Genomic DNA, 15363 nt, shown 5'->3' on the forward strand with positions numbered 1-15363 from the left:
CGGCGGGGCTTTTTACTTTCTATACCTACACAACACTACGTTAACATCTTGAAATATTGTAATCAATTACTTAATGCTGATTTTCACTTTTCCTGCGCATAAAATATTTTCATCACAGATTGATATCTATTTATCAAAAAACAACCTATCTTTGTATCATCAACTCACTTAAAACAAAGAATGATAGAAAAAAACAGATTATTACAAAGTATTATTGAAGGAATTCAAGAAAAAAAAGGAAAAAATATCAGCGCAATACAACTAAAAGGCATGTCGGGTGCAATTTGTGATTATTTCGTTATTTGTGAAGGTAACACCCCGACACAGGTTTCGGCGTTGGCCGATTCGGTAGAAGAGATTGTTAAGAAAAACACAAAAGAGAGCCCTATCCGTGTACACGGACAAAAGCTTGCCGAATGGATAGGTATGGATTACGGCAACGTAATAGTGCATATTTTTCTCCCCGAACTCCGCAGCTTTTACAACATTGATAATCTCTGGGAAGATGCAAAATCATTGCGTATTCCCACATTGGAATAAAACTTATTCCTTAAAAAATTGTTACTAATTATCCAGTGGGCATACAAAAACATGTAGAGTTGCCCATATAAAATTTCGAAAAGAGGTGGTAGCCAAATGAGTAATACAAACAATAACAAAAAAGATAAGCAGCCTACACTACGTCCAAAGATTGGCGGGCCTAATAATTCTAATAGGCCGTTTAATCCGTATTGGATTTACGCCGCGATACTTGCCATACTAATGGGTATGTGGTTCTTCGGGCAGGACAATACAGTAAAAGAGGTTAAATGGTCGGAATTCCAGCAATATGTCAGAGACAACCGTGTGAAAAGTGTGGTTGTATTCAGCAATAAAGAGACCGCCGAGGCTGTCATACGGGAGGAGTCTGCAAGCTTTATCTTTGGGAATGACGCCAGCAAGCTGGGCAAAACTCCTTCTATCAAGGTAAATGTGCCCTCAACAGACGCAGTGTCGGAGTTTATCGATAAAATAAAAGATGAAAAAAATTACGAGATTGAAGTTCGTTACGACACCACATCCGAATTTTGGGGAATACTTATCACTTTTGCCCCATTTATTCTTCTAATAGTGTTCTGGGTATGGATGATGCGCAGAATGCAGGGAGGGGCAGGTGGAGGCAGCGGCGTTTTTAGTGTGGGAAAATCCAAAGCACAGCTTTTCGATAAAGATTCGAGCCAGAAAGTGACGTTTAAAGATGTGGCAGGACTTTCGGAAGCAAAAGAAGAGATACAGGAAATTGTAGAGTTCCTTAAAAACCCCAATAACTACACTAATCTGGGTGGTAAGATACCTAAGGGAGCACTGCTGGTAGGACCTCCCGGAACAGGTAAGACATTGCTGGCAAAAGCTGTTGCCGGTGAAGCCAACGTTCCCTTTTTCTCAATATCGGGATCTGATTTCGTGGAGATGTTTGTGGGTGTCGGCGCATCACGTGTGCGCGACCTGTTTCGTCAGGCAAAGGAGAAGGCTCCATGCATTGTGTTTATTGATGAAATTGACGCGGTAGGCAGAGCAAGGGGCAAAAACACCAACTTCGGCTCAAACGATGAACGTGAGAATACTCTTAACCAACTACTGACAGAGATGGACGGCTTCGGCTCCAATAGTGGCGTTATCATACTTGCAGCAACCAACCGTGCCGATGTGCTGGATAAGGCATTGCTGCGTGCAGGACGCTTCGACAGACAAATCTATGTGGAGCTTCCTGACCTGAATGAACGTAAAGATATATTCAAAGTGCACTTGCGCCCTATAAAAATTGATGAATCGGTAGATATTGAGTTCCTTTCTAGGCAGACTCCGGGTTTCTCCGGTGCAGATATTGCAAACGTATGTAACGAAGCAGCTTTGATTGCAGCACGTAAGAAGAAAAAATATGTTCAGAAAGAGGATTTCATGAATGCTGTTGACCGTATCGTGGGGGGACTTGAGAAGAAAAATAAAATCATCACTCAGAATGAGAAGAAGTCTATCGCCATTCACGAGGCAGGCCATGCCACTTTAAGCTGGTTCCTGGAGCATGCCAACCCGTTGGTAAAGGTAACGATAGTGCCCCGAGGGAAAGCACTGGGAGCAGCCTGGTACCTGCCTGAAGAGCGACAGATAACCACCAAGGAACAGATGCTCGACGAGATATGTTCCCTGTTAGGTGGAAGAGCAGCCGAAGAATTGTTTATCGGACAAATCTCCTCAGGTGCTATGAATGACCTGGAACGTGTTACCAAACAGGCCTACGCTATGGTCACCTACCTGGGCATGAGTGACAAACTACCCAATCTCAGCTATTACGATTCATCGGGACAGGAGTATATGTTCTCTAAACCCTACAGTGATGAAACAGCTAAGCTGATTGATGCGGAAGTAAAATCAATGATAGCCGAACAGTATGCCAGGGCTAAACAGATACTCTCCGACAAATCCAACGGACACGGACAATTAGCAAATATTCTTTTGGAGAAAGAGATTATTTATGCTGAGGACCTGGAACATATCTTCGGCAAGCGCCAATGGGTTTCACGCTCACAGGAGATTTTCGAGAACAAGAAAGAGACAGAAGAAGAGCCTGTACCACAATCGAAACCTGTTGGTTCAGGGGACATAGCTTCAATAGAATCACATTAAACAAAGAGCATTCTTGAAGAAAGTTATTTTTTCCGAAATCAGTTTTTTGAATTCAAATCAGTGAGTCTGCTCCGAAAATCCCCAAATCCGGTTTTAATAGTTTTCAACTCGCTTAAAATTAATGAGGATTTTGGAAAATTTTCAGTAGAAAAGAGTTATCGGAGGGGACTTATCAGTTAAATATTCAAAAACTCTTATGCCAATCTTATAAAAGAGGGCTCAATAAATAAATTAAAAGTACAATAAAGAAAAACTATAACTCTCTTATAAAACTACTATCAGTCTGAATATTAACGTTCGGGCTGATTTTTTTTTGCGCTATTTTATCATTATTAACGGCAATGAATAAAACAGATACCGAACTTTTCGAGGATTCATTTCGTTATATTATTGAATATTCAGTATGCTGGAATTATTGACCGGGGAGGTAAATTATTCGCATCATAACGAATGTTTTCAGTAAAATACCGATCAATAAGGCAATGCGTGTAAAACTTTTAAGAACATGCTAATGCGAGTACAACAAACAGAATAGTATGAAACCAATTTATTACATATTAATAGGATTATTCGCAATCAATACTGCAAGCTGCAATAATTCTCAAGCAAGGAACAACGAAAATAACAATCATAAAAACGAAGTAAATATGAAATTTGAAAAAGTAGCTTTGCCCTACGCAACCGATGCATTGGAACCAGTTATCAGCAAACAAACAATTGAACTCCACTATGGTAAACACCATCAGGCTTATGTGGACAATTTGAATAAACTGACAGTTGGGACAAAATTCGAAAAGTCCGATCTTGAAACTGTCGTGAAAGAAAGCGACGGAGCCATATTCAACAACGCGGGACAAGTTTTAAACCATAATCTCTACTTTACATCATTTAAAAAAGATGGTGGCGGAGAGCCCAAAGGTAAACTGGCTGATGCTATCAGTGAACAATTCGGTTCATTTGATAAATTCAAGGAAGAGTTCAATGCCGCCGGGGCTTCCCTGTTCGGTTCAGGATGGGTGTGGCTGGCAAAAGACGGGAGCGGTAAACTTTCTATAGAAAAAGAGAGCAATGCCGGCAATCCTATAACAAAGGGATTAACTCCTATTTTGGGATTCGATGTATGGGAACATTCATACTATCTCGACTACCAAAATCGCCGCGCAGATCATCTGAAGGAATTATGGAAGGTTATAGACTGGGACGTTGTTAGCGCACGTTATTAATTGAATGCAGTCTTCTGGCGGAAGCGCGTAATTTAAATAGGGAAAAGGGAATGAATTAAATACTCATTCCCTTTTTTTATTCACCTCTTCATCATTATTCCCGTAAGCATTCTGCCTGAATGAACAGTCTGCCTTCGTGCAGAAAAGAACAGCTCCTGTTTTTCGAATGTGCACAAATTGCTTTTCTCAATCCCTTCTTCGGGAACACCAAGCCTCAAAAGTTCCCGTCTATTTATCTCTTTCAAATCGATATGATATTTGGAAGTGGAATTTTTCCTGTAAAAAAAGGTCTGATCGGAAAGATTGAACCCGTTTCTGATAAATTTATCTGTCACCTCATCCCCTACCTCGTAGTGAACAGCAGATATTGCAGGGCCAATGCCGGCTATCATATCTTCTGCCGAAGATCCATATTGCTTACCCATCTCTACGATTGTTTTCTCAACAATCCGTCCGGCCGTACCTCTCCACCCGGCATGAATAGCAGCAATAACCTCCTTTTTTCTGTCATAAAGCAGTATCGGCACACAATCAGCAGTTGTGACACAGAGAAAAAGTTCCTTTTCTTTAGTTATAGTGGCATCAACGCCATACATAATTTCAATAGCATCTGCATTATCCATATCTAAAAACTGTCTGTCCACTTTTAAGACCCTTGTGCCGTGTGTTTGATGAGGAACAATAAACCGTGAAAGATCCATGTAAAACATACGGGCAAGAATCTGCCTGTTTTCATAGATATTTATGGGATTATCATCCGAAAAATTACCCATATTGAAAGAAGAATAGGTGCCGTTACTTACTCCCCCAATCCGTGTAGTGGTGAAGTGAACAATACTCTTTTCACTTTCAAACAGATCGAACTGCAGTAAATTTTTATTATGCGGATGCGGTTTCATTGCATAAATCAAAAATCTTCCTCAAAATAGTTGTCATCATCTTCTTCATCATCAACATTGTCATAATCATCGTCAGGAAACTTTTCCTCAGGTCCTAAATCGAGATTCGAAACATCCAGATCTCTGTGCACCAACGAGTCCCTAGACACAGACATAGGGACATGGTCGTCAGAATTCAATTCCCTCCAAAGAATATCCTTTAGGGCAGGGATACCATATCCCGTAATTGAAGAGATAAACAAATAAGGCATATTGGGCAAGCCTAAAGCTATTTCTTGCATGAGCTCTTCATCCAACATATCAGATTTAGAAATAGCAAGAACATGTTTTTTATGCAGCAATTCCGGATTGTATTTTTTCAGTTCACCCAACAAGATCTCGCACTCTCTTTTTATATCATCGGCATCGGCCGGTACCACAAACAGTAATAATGAATTTCGTTCTATGTGCCTAAGGAATCGAAGGCCAAGCCCTCTGCCTTCACTGGCACCCTCAATAATTCCAGGTATATCGGCCATCACAAACGATTTCCCTTCACGATAGCTGACTATTCCTAAATTTGGTTCCAACGTTGTAAATGGATAATTGGCAATTTTGGGTTTTGCCTCCGACACCACCGAAAGCAGGGTGGATTTTCCGGTATTAGGAAAACCTACCAGCCCCACATCGGCCAATAGCTTTAACTCCAGAATTACCCAGCGCTCCTCGTAAGGTTCGCCCGGTTGCGCATATCTGGGTGCCTGATTAGTGGCCGATTTAAAATGGACATTGCCCAGGCCGCCTCGACCTCCCTTTAACAGAATCGCCTCCTGCCCATCATCTGTTATATCGCAAAGATATTCCCCGGTATGTGCATCGTAAGCCACGGTACCGCAAGGCACCTCTATAATTCTGCTAATCCCCTTTTTCCCAGATCTCTGCGCTTTTGATCCGCTTTCGCCGTGGCCTGCGAAAACATGTCGTTCGTAGCGAAGATGCAGCAGTGTCCAGTAGTTACGATTACCCCTCAGAATAATGTTGCCGCCATCACCTCCGTCTCCTCCATCGGGCCCACCTTTCGGGATATACTTCTCTCTCCTGAAATGAGCTGAGCCTCGCCCTCCTTTACCCGATCTGCAAAAAATCTTAACGTAATCTACAAAATTTGTTTCCGCCATCCTTACACAACTAACTGATCTATTTCGTCTTCAATTGCATTAAATATTTCATCAACTGTACCTGTTCCACGGATCACTCTCAAAATGCCTTGTTCTTTATAAAAATCCTTTAAAGGAGATGTCTGATTGTAATAAACCCTCAGTCTCGATTCAATAGTCTTTCGGTTATCATCTTTTCTGCCTGAGATTTGCCCTCTTTTAAGCAATCTGTCAATCAGTTCCTCATCCTCCACATCCAAGCTTATCACAACATTCACATCTTCATCGTGTTTCATAAGCATTTTGCTTAATGCTTCGCCTTGTGTAAGTGTCCGTGGAAAACCATCGAAAATAAAGCCTTTAATTTTGCCGTTCCTTTCAATAAGTTCTTCTAAGATATCAATTACTACATCATCTGGTACCAGCTCTCCTTTCGACATATAGGACTCAGCCAATTGTCCCAATTGCGAGCCTGCTCTGATCTCACTCCTAAGTATTTCTCCGGTGGAAACGTGTTTGAGTCCGTATTTCTCAACAAGTCTAGCACTTTGTGTCCCTTTTCCCGATCCCGGAGCACCAAAAATAACAATATTCAACATATACTATCTGTTTTCTCAATCTGCAAAGATAGACATTTTGATTCGTTTAGTATTTATACTGACATCATTATTCCGCTTTTATCCATAAAAACAATGAACTAATCTAATCATCTGAATGTTTATCAATAGAAGTCAAACTATAACATAGTCATATAATGAAGAAAGATGAATTCAAAGAAAAGACACAGAAAGTTTTGAACGATCTGGCCGACTATATTTCAAAACTTGAAGATAAAGCCGGAGAGATAGCTGATGACGCAAAGGAAGAATACCGGGAGCGGTTAGAAAAACTGAAAGAAATAAGGGAAACCCTTTCAATCAAATTAGATGAGTATGAAAATGTTGCCGACAATAAATGGGATGTGATAAAAGAGAGTGCCGGCAGTTTCATCTCTACTGTAGCCGATGCATGGAGAGAGAATTACGATAAGGTTGCTGAAGCATTTAAAAAAGATAAATCCACAAAAAACACTGATACCGAAGAAGATTCAGATGCTCCCGACTATTATACAAACCGGGATGATTAGGTTTAAAATTCAAATACAGGCATACTAAATTAAGAGAAGATTGAAGTTCCCTGGCATTATCATTGATTGATCACCGGACTGCGCTGTTGGTATTGGCTGAAAGCATTTTAAATTGATATTCAGCATGATATAACATATCGGCCCGGGGTGGAGAGTAGATGGTTGTGTAAATAAAACTGTTTCAGGTTTCAATTTCACCTTTATTCCACTTGACAGGCCTGCAATTGGTGAATGTAATGAATTACCCGGAATGTTTAAACGACATTCGGGTTGTTGTTTTTTTATATTTTAAAACATTTATTATCTTTGCTTTTGCCCACAAATTGAAACACAATGGAAAGCCTCTCAGGCGTGTAATCCGTAATTAATCGGATTCCGGTATTCAATTCCGGTGGGCACACATTTGAGAGGTTTTTTAATTTTCTATGAAATACGATTTTGTTGCCGTTGATTTCGAAAATGCCGATAGCGATCAGTTCGCATGTTCTGTTGGAATTGTAGCCGTTAAAAACAATGTAGCAGTAGAAGAAGTTTACCATCTCATTCAACCCCCAGGAAATAGATACGGGGAAACTCAAAAAATTATCCATAAGATTTATCCAAGTCATACGGAAAACTCCCCCACCTTCGAAGAGATTTGGCCAGAAATTGAAAAATATTTCTCCGACCAACATTTGGTAATGCATAATGCACCAACGGATAGATCGATCCTACATAAGACGCTTTCCTATTATTTTATTGAAATACCTGATTACACTTACAGTGATACTTGCTTTGATTTAGATTGTGGTAAAATAAGCTTGCCAATTTTAGCAAAATCCTACAATATTAAATTTGTAAACCACCATAATGCATTGGAAGATGCGAGAGCAACCGCACAGATTTGGTTAAAACATATAAATGGAATTACTCCGGATCAACAAATTATTGACAAAGAGCGTGACAAACCCAAAAAAGGACTTTACGCTGATAAAAAACTTGATCCGGATTTATATAAGAAAGATCTATCGAAAGCCGATAAATCAAGTCCATTCTATGACAGGAAGGTGGTAATCACAGGTGATTTTTCGGATAGAATAAAGATGGCGAGGAAGTTAAAATTAATGGGTGCAGATATCAACTCTAATATAACCAGAAAAACTCATTTTGTTATAATTGGAGATAATCCAGGACCAAGAAAAATGGAGACCCTCAACAAATTGAGATTTGATGGCTACAGCATAACAACTCTGTCTGAAGATGACTTAAATAGAATATTTGAAGGCAACCTATGTAAAAACAACCCTGTCGGTCAACAGTCAAGCAGTAAATATAGAGAGAAATAAAAAAATCCAACACTAACAAGCAGTGCTGGATCATGAACTTGGAGGTACCTGGCGGATTCGAACCGCCGTAAACGGTTTTGCAGACCGACGCCTAGCCACTCGGCCAAGGTACCGATTTTATGTAAAGCGGATGCAAATGTAGTGTAATTTTTTGAATTATAAAAGAGTTCACCCTTTTTTCTTTAACAATTCTATACTAATATAGACTATCGTGAATGCTATGAAAATGTAACAGTTAGGTAAAAAAAGTCACGGAACACAATATAAACCATTAACTATAAATAGAATAATAGCCATTAAACGCCAGCGACATATCTCATTGATTATATGATATTTAAATAAATATTTATTGAACTATTGCAAATATTTTAGAACAGGAAATTCATGAGAATAGTAACCTGAAAGCATCGCTTACTCTCTTCACTTGCATTATCTCTATGGACACCTTCTTATCAAATCCTTTCAGGTTGTTAGAAGGAACAAGTATGCGCGAAAAACCCAGCTTTTCTGCTTCCTGAATACGTTGCTCGATACGGTTCACAGGGCGTATTTCTCCCGATAGCCCCACTTCACCACAGAGACATGTGTCGCGATCGACCGTCATGTCGAGACTCGATGACAGAACGGCACTAATTATCGCAAGGTCCATACCAGGATCGTTCACTCTCAGGCCTCCTGCAATATTAAGGAAAACATCTTTTTGTGCGAGTTTGAAACCTGCACGTTTTTCCAAAACTGCAAGCAACATATTCATCCTCCTGATATCGAAGCCGGTAGCAGAACGTTGAGGCGTGCCGTATGCAGCTGTACTCACAAGTGATTGCGTTTCGATTAGGAAAGGGCGGATACCTTCAATAGCGGCAGCAATAGCAACACCACTCAACCCGTCATGGTTTTGTGAAAGTAATAGTTCCGAGGGGTTGTCTACCTCCCTCAGTCCAGTCTGATTCATCTCATAAATACCCAACTCGGCAGTACTGCCGAACCGGTTCTTAATCCCTCGCAGAATACGATACATATAGTGCTGGTCGCCCTCAAACTGCAACACAGTATCAACAATATGCTCAAGTATCTTTGGTCCTGCAATGCTTCCATCCTTGGTAATATGCCCGACAAGCAATACCGGAGTGCCAGATTGCTTTGCAAACTTCAAGAAAGAAGCAGCACACTCCCTTACCTGTGAGATGCTTCCCGGTGAAGACTCCAGAGCTTCGCTGTAAACAGTCTGGATGGAATCGATAATAAGCAGTTGCGGTGATGTTCTCTTCACATGCCTGAATATCTCATCGAGGTTGGTTTCACACAATATCAGGCAATCATCATTTTCAATTCCGATGCGTGCAGCACGAAGTTTCAACTGCCGAGCGCTCTCCTCTCCCGATACGTATAGAGAGCGAACATTTGATAGTTTCAGAATGGTTTGCAGTACCAGAGTAGATTTTCCAATTCCAGGTTCGCCGCCAATAAGCACCAGTGATGCCGGAACAAGCCCTCCTCCAAGTACACGATTTAACTCCGTGTCACACATATCAATGCGTGGTTCCTCGTCAGCCTTTATTTTACTCAACGGCAACGGATCGCTTTTAACTCCTTCAAACGAGCGGGCATCTTCATGTTTGTGCGCAGCATCTTTGCGTACCAGTTCTTCCTGGAATGTGGACCACTCTCCGCATGACGGGCATTTACCCATCCATTTAGGTGAATCATACCCGCAATTAGTACAAAAATATACTGATTTCAGTTTAGCCATTCTATAGTTGATTTAAATAGTAAAGATAGAAAAATTTATCCTATTTTTGTATTGCAACTTAAGTTAGATGTTCGCTCGCCGTAGCATAATCCAAATGAATTTGCCTTTTGCAAATACGGCTCAACGCGAATAGTGCAATTAAAGTCGGCATTTTTCTCGCGATGGCATAGCTCAAGCAAGCTTGCTATGCTCATTTCGCTTGACGAAAAAGTTTAAAAAAAACGAAAAATATGTCAGTAATACATTCATTGATCTCAAGATCACTCAATATCAACTTAAAGAACGTTGAAAGCACACTCAAACTACTGGACGAAGGGGCAACAATTCCCTTTATCAGCCGCTACAGGAAAGAAGTAACCGGTGGACTGGATGAAGTGCAGATAGCAAGTATCAAAGAACTGAACTTGAAATATCTTGAACTTGAAAAGCGAAAGGAGTATGTGCTTAAATCAATAACTGAACAGGAGAGACTAACACCGGAACTCGAAAAAAAAATTACAGAATGCTGGAGCACCACTGAACTTGAAGACCTTTACCTCCCTTTTAAGCCCAAGCGGCAGACACGAGCAGAAATTGCCCGCAAACACGGCTTGGAGCCACTAGCCAAGTGGCTTATGGCTCAGTATTTCAAACCAGTGGAAACGGAAGCCTTTAAGTACGTAAAAGAGGAGCTGCTCGATGCTGGATCAGTACTCAAGGGTGCTTGCGATATTATTGCCGAATGGGTAAATGAAGATGTGAATACCCGGCAGACAGTACGCAATATCTTTGCACGTGAGGCGGTAATAACTTCTAAAGTAGTGAAGGGGAAAGAGGATCAGGGAGAAAAATACAGAGACTATTTCGACTTCTCCGCCATGCTTTCGCGTTGTCCATCGCACAGGATTTTAGCGATCCGCCGCGGAGAAGCAGAGGGTTTTTTACGTGTTTCTATTTCTACCGACGATGAAAAATGTCTCAATACGCTGGTACTCCGTTATGCCAAAAACGATAGTGAAGCAGCCGATTATGTGAAAAAGGCTGTTATTGACGGTTACAAGCGTCTGCTCAAACCATCAATTGAAACGGAGTTTGCCAATCTCTCCAAAGAGAAAGCCGATGAGTCAGCTATAGCTGTATTCGCAGAAAATCTTCGTCAACTGCTCCTGTCACCGCCACTTGGACAAAAGCGCATACTAGGCATCGATCCAGGTTATCGCACCGGCTGCAAGCTGGTTTGTCTCGATGAACAAGGGAGCCTACTTCACAATGAAACAATCTACCCCCATCCTCCGCAGAACGAGTTTAGCAAATCGGCCGGCAAAGTGAGCAAGCTTGTCACTACCTACAAAATCGACGCCATTGCAATCGGGAACGGGACAGCAAGCCGTGAGACAGAGCGGTTTATCGCTAACCTGAGGTACGACCGTGAGATAAAAGTGTATGTGGTGAGTGAGAATGGCGCCTCCATATATTCGGCATCAAAGACAGCACGTGAGGAGTTCCCGGAATATGACGTCACGGTACGTGGGGCAGTATCTATAGGCAGGAGGCTTAGCGACCCGCTGGCAGAACTGGTGAAGATAGATCCGAAATCGATAGGAGTGGGACAATATCAGCACGATGTAGACCAGTCCAAACTGAAACAGTCTCTCGACCAGACTGTGGAGAGTTGCGTGAACCTCGTGGGAGTGAACCTCAACACTGCAAGCAAGCATCTGCTAATGTATGTATCCGGCTTGGGCGAGTCTCTGGCACAGAACATTGTGAATTACCGTACAGAGAATGGTATATTCCGTTCGCGGAAAGAACTGAAAAAAGTACCACGCCTTGGCGAAAAAGCTTTTGAACAGTGCGCCGGGTTCCTGCGTATTCCCGATGCAGAAAATCCACTTGACAATTCAGCTGTGCATCCTGAAAGTTATCCTGTAGTTGAGAAAATGGCTAAAGATCTGAAATCATCGGTCAGGGACCTGATCGGCAACAAGCAATTGATTGAGACTATCGACATAGACAGTTACAAAAACGATAAAACAGGCAGGGAAACACTCATCGATATCTTGCAGGAACTGGAGAAACCGGGGCGTGACCCACGAACAAAAGCTCAGGTCCTGGAATTTGATGCCAGTATCCGCACCATTGATGATGTGAAAGAGGGGATGACTCTTCCGGGAATCGTAACAAACATCACCAATTTCGGATGTTTCGTGGACATCGGAATAAAAGAGAACGGGCTGGTACATATATCTGAGCTGGCTGATAAATTCGTATCGAACCCAACCGATGTTGTTTCATTGCATCAGCATATCCGCGTGAAGGTGCTGTCTGTTGATTTGGAACGAAAAAGAATTCAATTGAGCATGAAGAATATCGGTTAACAGAATAGGCCTGTAATTTACAAAAGGAAATATATAAAATATTGGCTCACACTTCATAAATCACCAATTAATCTCCAACTGCCTGTCAAACAGATTAAAGCTTTTCCGATGATGCCCGGTAATGCCGTACTTCCTGATAGCTGCACGATGTGCCTTTGTAGGATATCCTTTATTCCTGTCCCAGCCATAGAAAGGATATTCCTCGTGTAGCTGCCTCATATATTCATCCCGGTAAGTTTTTGCTAAAACCGAAGCAGCAGCAATGGAAAGGTACTTTGAATCACCCTTGATTACACAGGTGTATGGAGTATTCATATAGGGAGAGAAACGATTTCCATCAACAAGAATATGCTCAGGGGGTAAAGTAAGGCGAGATAATGCGCGGTGCATTGCTTTTACGGAAGCCCAAAGGATATTCATTTTATCAATCTCTCCGGGAGTGCATACTCCCAAAGCAAAGCTAAGAGCATTTTCTTCAATTACTGGGCGCAGTTCATCTCTTTGATTTTCGGACATTTGCTTTGAGTCATTTAGATAATCACAATGAAAATCAGCAGGAAGGATTACCGCTGCGGCAAATACCGGACCGGCAAGGCAGCCTCGTCCTGCTTCATCGCAACCGGCTTCCAAACGGCCAGGGCTAAGACATGGCAATAAACCAGCAAAAAGCTTCATTCAATCTCACTCTATCTCTTTAAAACAACTCAATCACCACATTGTTATCCTCTGGGGGAAAATCAAAAGCAAAGGAATTTATATCTGCTTCTCCTTCCATAAGTATGGCAAAATCACGAACAGCCGTCATCATTTCCATATCGGGCATCTCATCACCTCTTACATGAAGCAAGTTCATTTTCACAATCAAATCGGTAATCGTCTGTTTCATTTCACAGGACATCGTCAAGCCAATTCTATTCAGCCTGCCAAATACCACTCTACGGGTAATTCTCTCCAGCTTTTGTCTATACTCTTTATCAAGAAATGGATTTCCCGGCACAGAGGATATAAAACGAGTATCTATTGATAAGTTTTTGTTGGTCAATAGCATTATTCTATATGCAAAAGGATACTGTGCCAGACTTGCAGTCTCCACATCGTAAATTGTATTACCGGCAGAAGTGACTCTCAGTGTAATATCATTGGAGTGAAAATGTCCCGTAAAAACCACATTTAACCCGGCATCGGCCAGAAGATCAGCATTTTTCTGCCAATCCTTCACAAGATAATTTGGAAAAAAGGCTGCCTGATAAGGGAAATGCTCTACCAGTCCGTGGTGCATCATCCCCAAAATTCGAATATTTTTTTCTCTCGCTTCACGAACTATATCTAGCGCCCAATCCAAAGTTTGCGTGCGAATTGTGCCACCAGTAATAGAGCTCTTGCTACTCTCATCGTAACGGTTGGTATCTAAACATAGCAACCAGGTAGTTTCATTTATTTCAGCCAGATAACTCAAAGAAACATCATCTCTTTTCAATGCTCCTCCATAACCAAACAATGCGTATAGCTCAGCAAATTCTTTCCTGGAAACACTTTTTACCGGAGTAGGATCCATTCCTTTATAAGCTTTTGCATCTGGAACATTCACATCGTGGTTCCCTGGAATAACAAAAACACGTGTACCCTCATCTTGAAGCGGTTTTAGTTTATCAATAAAATCGATATGGCTTTGTTGTTCACCATTATTTGTAATATCGCCGGCTATAAGCAATATATCGGGTGCAACATCTTTTAATTCGTCAACAACCTTGTTCAGCACCTCGTGCAAGTCGCCCACATTCCTGCCTGTAGCCTCCTCATAGGCATAGAGTGCATCACCTTTGCAAACAAGCTGTGGCGAGAGAAAATGTATATCGGTTATCAACGCTATCTTCAGCTGATCCGGATAGGCTGATGCGCGACAAGTAAAAATGACAACAAGAAAAGAAAGCATTGACAGGTAGCCTCTCATCTCCTGTTTCTGTTTAGTAAACATTTCATATCTTCAATCCACCTCTCAAACGGGCTGCATTCAATCTGCAAAAAACTGTTGGTAAGCTTTTTAAATTCAAAAGGAACCGACTTATACTTTCCCCACACATGTTCCACCAAATCGGGATAATCAATATAGGGATTACGGTTTCCCTGTATCTTGTACACCTCTTCATTCCTTCTAACCTCTTTACTGCTGACCGGATCATCGCGATGCCACTTTAAAAGTAGTAGGAGCGACCATTCACTGAATCCAGGATATCTGAGCCCACCAACCTGGTCTGAGCTCCAGTAGGGAATCCTGTCTTCATAGGCTGTTACAACATAGAGCAGAGACCGGGCAAAATCGCCCTTGTATTCATCAACTGGTTCAAAAATTGTTTTAGTATAGTCCCCGAAAGTGTTCCTTCCAACTTTTGAACCGTTAGAAGATTCCCAGTAGGTTATTCCTGCTTCTCCAAAAGGAAGGCTACCCCGTCGATTGTTAACGTAACCATCGGCAGGATAAATGTGAAATAGATCTGATTCCAATGATTTAGTACCGTTAAACCAGCTTAGAGGCATTATATGCTCACGGTTATAGCAATCACCCTCTTCTCTGTAGGAACCGCAACGGTCAGTAGTAAAGTCATAAAGGTATTTGGGCCCCCCATCCGATCTATCTGAATACATGTCCCATACTTTGTTATTCTTTCGTGTATCGGTTGTTTCAAATACCTTCCACAAATGAGAGTATGGAATCACTTTGGGATCCTTAATAATATTATATAATGCAGTCTTCAGTTCAGCACCACTCATCCCATCGGCTGCGGAATAATACCCTTCCGGAACCTGAGAGTAAAGAGTAAATCCAATCAGCAGAAAAACAGCAGTGAGAATCCTTTTACTAGAATACTCCATTTCTTATATGAT

13 protein-coding genes and 1 tRNA gene are annotated in these 15363 nt (G+C 41.5%); 6 read left to right on the forward strand and 8 right to left on the reverse strand.

Annotated elements, in window-relative coordinates:
* Positions 1 to 180 precede the first annotated feature (180 nt).
* The 3 genes from rsfS (at position 181) to B3B27_RS03000 (ending at position 3887) form a co-directional block, all read left to right on the forward strand.
* Positions 181 to 540, forward strand: a complete 360-nt coding sequence (rsfS, locus tag B3B27_RS02990; protein WP_238868905.1) for a ribosome silencing factor — start codon at positions 181 to 183, stop codon at positions 538 to 540.
* A gap of 96 nt (positions 541 to 636) precedes the next feature.
* On the forward strand, positions 637 to 2664 hold the full coding sequence (ftsH, locus tag B3B27_RS02995; protein ID WP_286846811.1) for an ATP-dependent zinc metalloprotease FtsH: 2028 nt from the start codon (positions 637 to 639) through the stop codon (positions 2662 to 2664).
* Between the two features lie 647 nt (positions 2665 to 3311).
* Positions 3312 to 3887, forward strand: coding sequence for a superoxide dismutase (locus tag B3B27_RS03000; RefSeq protein WP_286834067.1), 576 nt, complete (start codon positions 3312 to 3314; stop codon positions 3885 to 3887).
* Between the two features lie 80 nt (positions 3888 to 3967).
* On the opposite strand, the gene pgeF is transcribed toward B3B27_RS03000, so the two are convergent.
* The 3 genes from pgeF to B3B27_RS03015 are packed head-to-tail and all read right to left on the reverse strand — an operon-like array spanning position 3968 to position 6521.
* Positions 3968 to 4786, reverse strand: a complete 819-nt coding sequence (pgeF, locus tag B3B27_RS03005) for a peptidoglycan editing factor PgeF (protein WP_238868901.1) — start codon at positions 4784 to 4786, stop codon at positions 3968 to 3970.
* An 8-nt stretch (positions 4787 to 4794) separates the two neighbouring features.
* Positions 4795 to 5943 carry a GTPase ObgE gene (obgE, locus tag B3B27_RS03010; RefSeq protein ID WP_286834070.1) on the reverse strand — a complete coding sequence of 383 codons (1149 nt, stop codon included), beginning with the start codon at positions 5941 to 5943 and terminating at the stop codon, positions 4795 to 4797.
* Positions 5944 to 5945: 2 nt separating this feature from the next.
* Entirely contained in the window at positions 5946 to 6521 is a 576-nt protein-coding gene (locus B3B27_RS03015) for an adenylate kinase (RefSeq protein WP_238868896.1), read from the reverse strand.
* Positions 6522 to 6676: 155 nt separating this feature from the next.
* Between B3B27_RS03015 and B3B27_RS03020 the strand changes: the two genes are divergently transcribed.
* Both B3B27_RS03020 and B3B27_RS03025 read left to right on the forward strand, forming a co-directional pair.
* Positions 6677 to 7048, forward strand: coding sequence for a hypothetical protein (locus B3B27_RS03020; protein ID WP_238868894.1), 372 nt, complete (start codon positions 6677 to 6679; stop codon positions 7046 to 7048).
* 425 nt (positions 7049 to 7473) lie between these two features.
* On the forward strand, positions 7474 to 8373 hold the full coding sequence (locus tag B3B27_RS03025) for an exonuclease domain-containing protein (RefSeq protein ID WP_238868893.1): 900 nt from the start codon (positions 7474 to 7476) through the stop codon (positions 8371 to 8373).
* Between the two features lie 39 nt (positions 8374 to 8412).
* Here the strand turns inward: B3B27_RS03025 and B3B27_RS03030 are convergent.
* Positions 8413 to 8486 (reverse strand) — tRNA-Cys (locus B3B27_RS03030).
* Between the two features lie 269 nt (positions 8487 to 8755).
* Positions 8756 to 10123: a DNA repair protein RadA gene (radA, locus tag B3B27_RS03035; RefSeq protein WP_238868820.1), complete on the reverse strand. Its 1368-nt coding sequence runs from the start codon at positions 10121 to 10123 to the stop codon at positions 8756 to 8758.
* A gap of 230 nt (positions 10124 to 10353) precedes the next feature.
* Between radA and B3B27_RS03040 the strand changes: the two genes are divergently transcribed.
* A complete protein-coding gene (locus B3B27_RS03040) occupies positions 10354 to 12480 on the forward strand; it encodes a Tex family protein (RefSeq protein WP_238868819.1) in 2127 nt (708 codons plus the stop codon).
* Between the two features lie 60 nt (positions 12481 to 12540).
* On the opposite strand, the gene B3B27_RS03045 is transcribed toward B3B27_RS03040, so the two are convergent.
* From B3B27_RS03045 to B3B27_RS03055, 3 genes are read right to left on the reverse strand one after another with little or no spacing between them, the layout of a single operon-like run.
* Positions 12541 to 13155 carry a ribonuclease HII gene (locus tag B3B27_RS03045; RefSeq protein WP_238868817.1) on the reverse strand — a complete coding sequence of 205 codons (615 nt, stop codon included), beginning with the start codon at positions 13153 to 13155 and terminating at the stop codon, positions 12541 to 12543.
* 19 nt (positions 13156 to 13174) lie between these two features.
* Complete coding sequence (locus B3B27_RS03050; RefSeq protein ID WP_238868816.1) at positions 13175 to 14455, reverse strand: metallophosphoesterase family protein; 1281 nt, start codon at positions 14453 to 14455, stop codon at positions 13175 to 13177.
* The gene (locus B3B27_RS03055; protein WP_238868814.1) at positions 14428 to 15351 is read right to left on the reverse strand and encodes an endonuclease; all 924 of its coding nucleotides are present in this window, start codon (positions 15349 to 15351) and stop codon (positions 14428 to 14430) included. The genes B3B27_RS03050 and B3B27_RS03055 overlap by 28 nt, the downstream gene beginning before the upstream one ends.
* Positions 15352 to 15363 lie beyond the last annotated feature (12 nt).

The organism is Proteiniphilum sp. UBA5463 (assembly GCF_002427225.1).
GTDB lineage: Bacteria > Bacteroidota > Bacteroidia > Bacteroidales > Dysgonomonadaceae > Proteiniphilum > Proteiniphilum propionicum.

Excerpts from the sequence above, each read along its gene's own strand:
- rsfS (WP_238868905.1), top strand. The coding sequence starts at position 181 with ATGATAGAAAAAAACAGATTATTACAAAGTATTATTGAAGGAATTCAA.
- ftsH (WP_286846811.1), top strand. The coding sequence starts at position 637 with ATGAGTAATACAAACAATAACAAAAAAGATAAGCAGCCTACACTACGT.
- B3B27_RS03000 (WP_286834067.1), top strand. The coding sequence starts at position 3,312 with ATGAAATTTGAAAAAGTAGCTTTGCCCTACGCAACCGATGCATTGGAA.
- pgeF (WP_238868901.1), bottom strand. The coding sequence starts at position 4,786 with ATGAAACCGCATCCGCATAATAAAAATTTACTGCAGTTCGATCTGTTT.
- obgE (WP_286834070.1), bottom strand. The coding sequence starts at position 5,943 with ATGGCGGAAACAAATTTTGTAGATTACGTTAAGATTTTTTGCAGATCG.
- B3B27_RS03015 (WP_238868896.1), bottom strand. The coding sequence starts at position 6,521 with ATGTTGAATATTGTTATTTTTGGTGCTCCGGGATCGGGAAAAGGGACA.
- B3B27_RS03020 (WP_238868894.1), top strand. The coding sequence starts at position 6,677 with ATGAAGAAAGATGAATTCAAAGAAAAGACACAGAAAGTTTTGAACGAT.
- B3B27_RS03025 (WP_238868893.1), top strand. The coding sequence starts at position 7,474 with ATGAAATACGATTTTGTTGCCGTTGATTTCGAAAATGCCGATAGCGAT.
- radA (WP_238868820.1), bottom strand. The coding sequence starts at position 10,123 with ATGGCTAAACTGAAATCAGTATATTTTTGTACTAATTGCGGGTATGAT.
- B3B27_RS03040 (WP_238868819.1), top strand. The coding sequence starts at position 10,354 with ATGTCAGTAATACATTCATTGATCTCAAGATCACTCAATATCAACTTA.
- B3B27_RS03045 (WP_238868817.1), bottom strand. The coding sequence starts at position 13,155 with ATGAAGCTTTTTGCTGGTTTATTGCCATGTCTTAGCCCTGGCCGTTTG.
- B3B27_RS03050 (WP_238868816.1), bottom strand. The coding sequence starts at position 14,455 with ATGTTTACTAAACAGAAACAGGAGATGAGAGGCTACCTGTCAATGCTT.
- B3B27_RS03055 (WP_238868814.1), bottom strand. The coding sequence starts at position 15,351 with ATGGAGTATTCTAGTAAAAGGATTCTCACTGCTGTTTTTCTGCTGATT.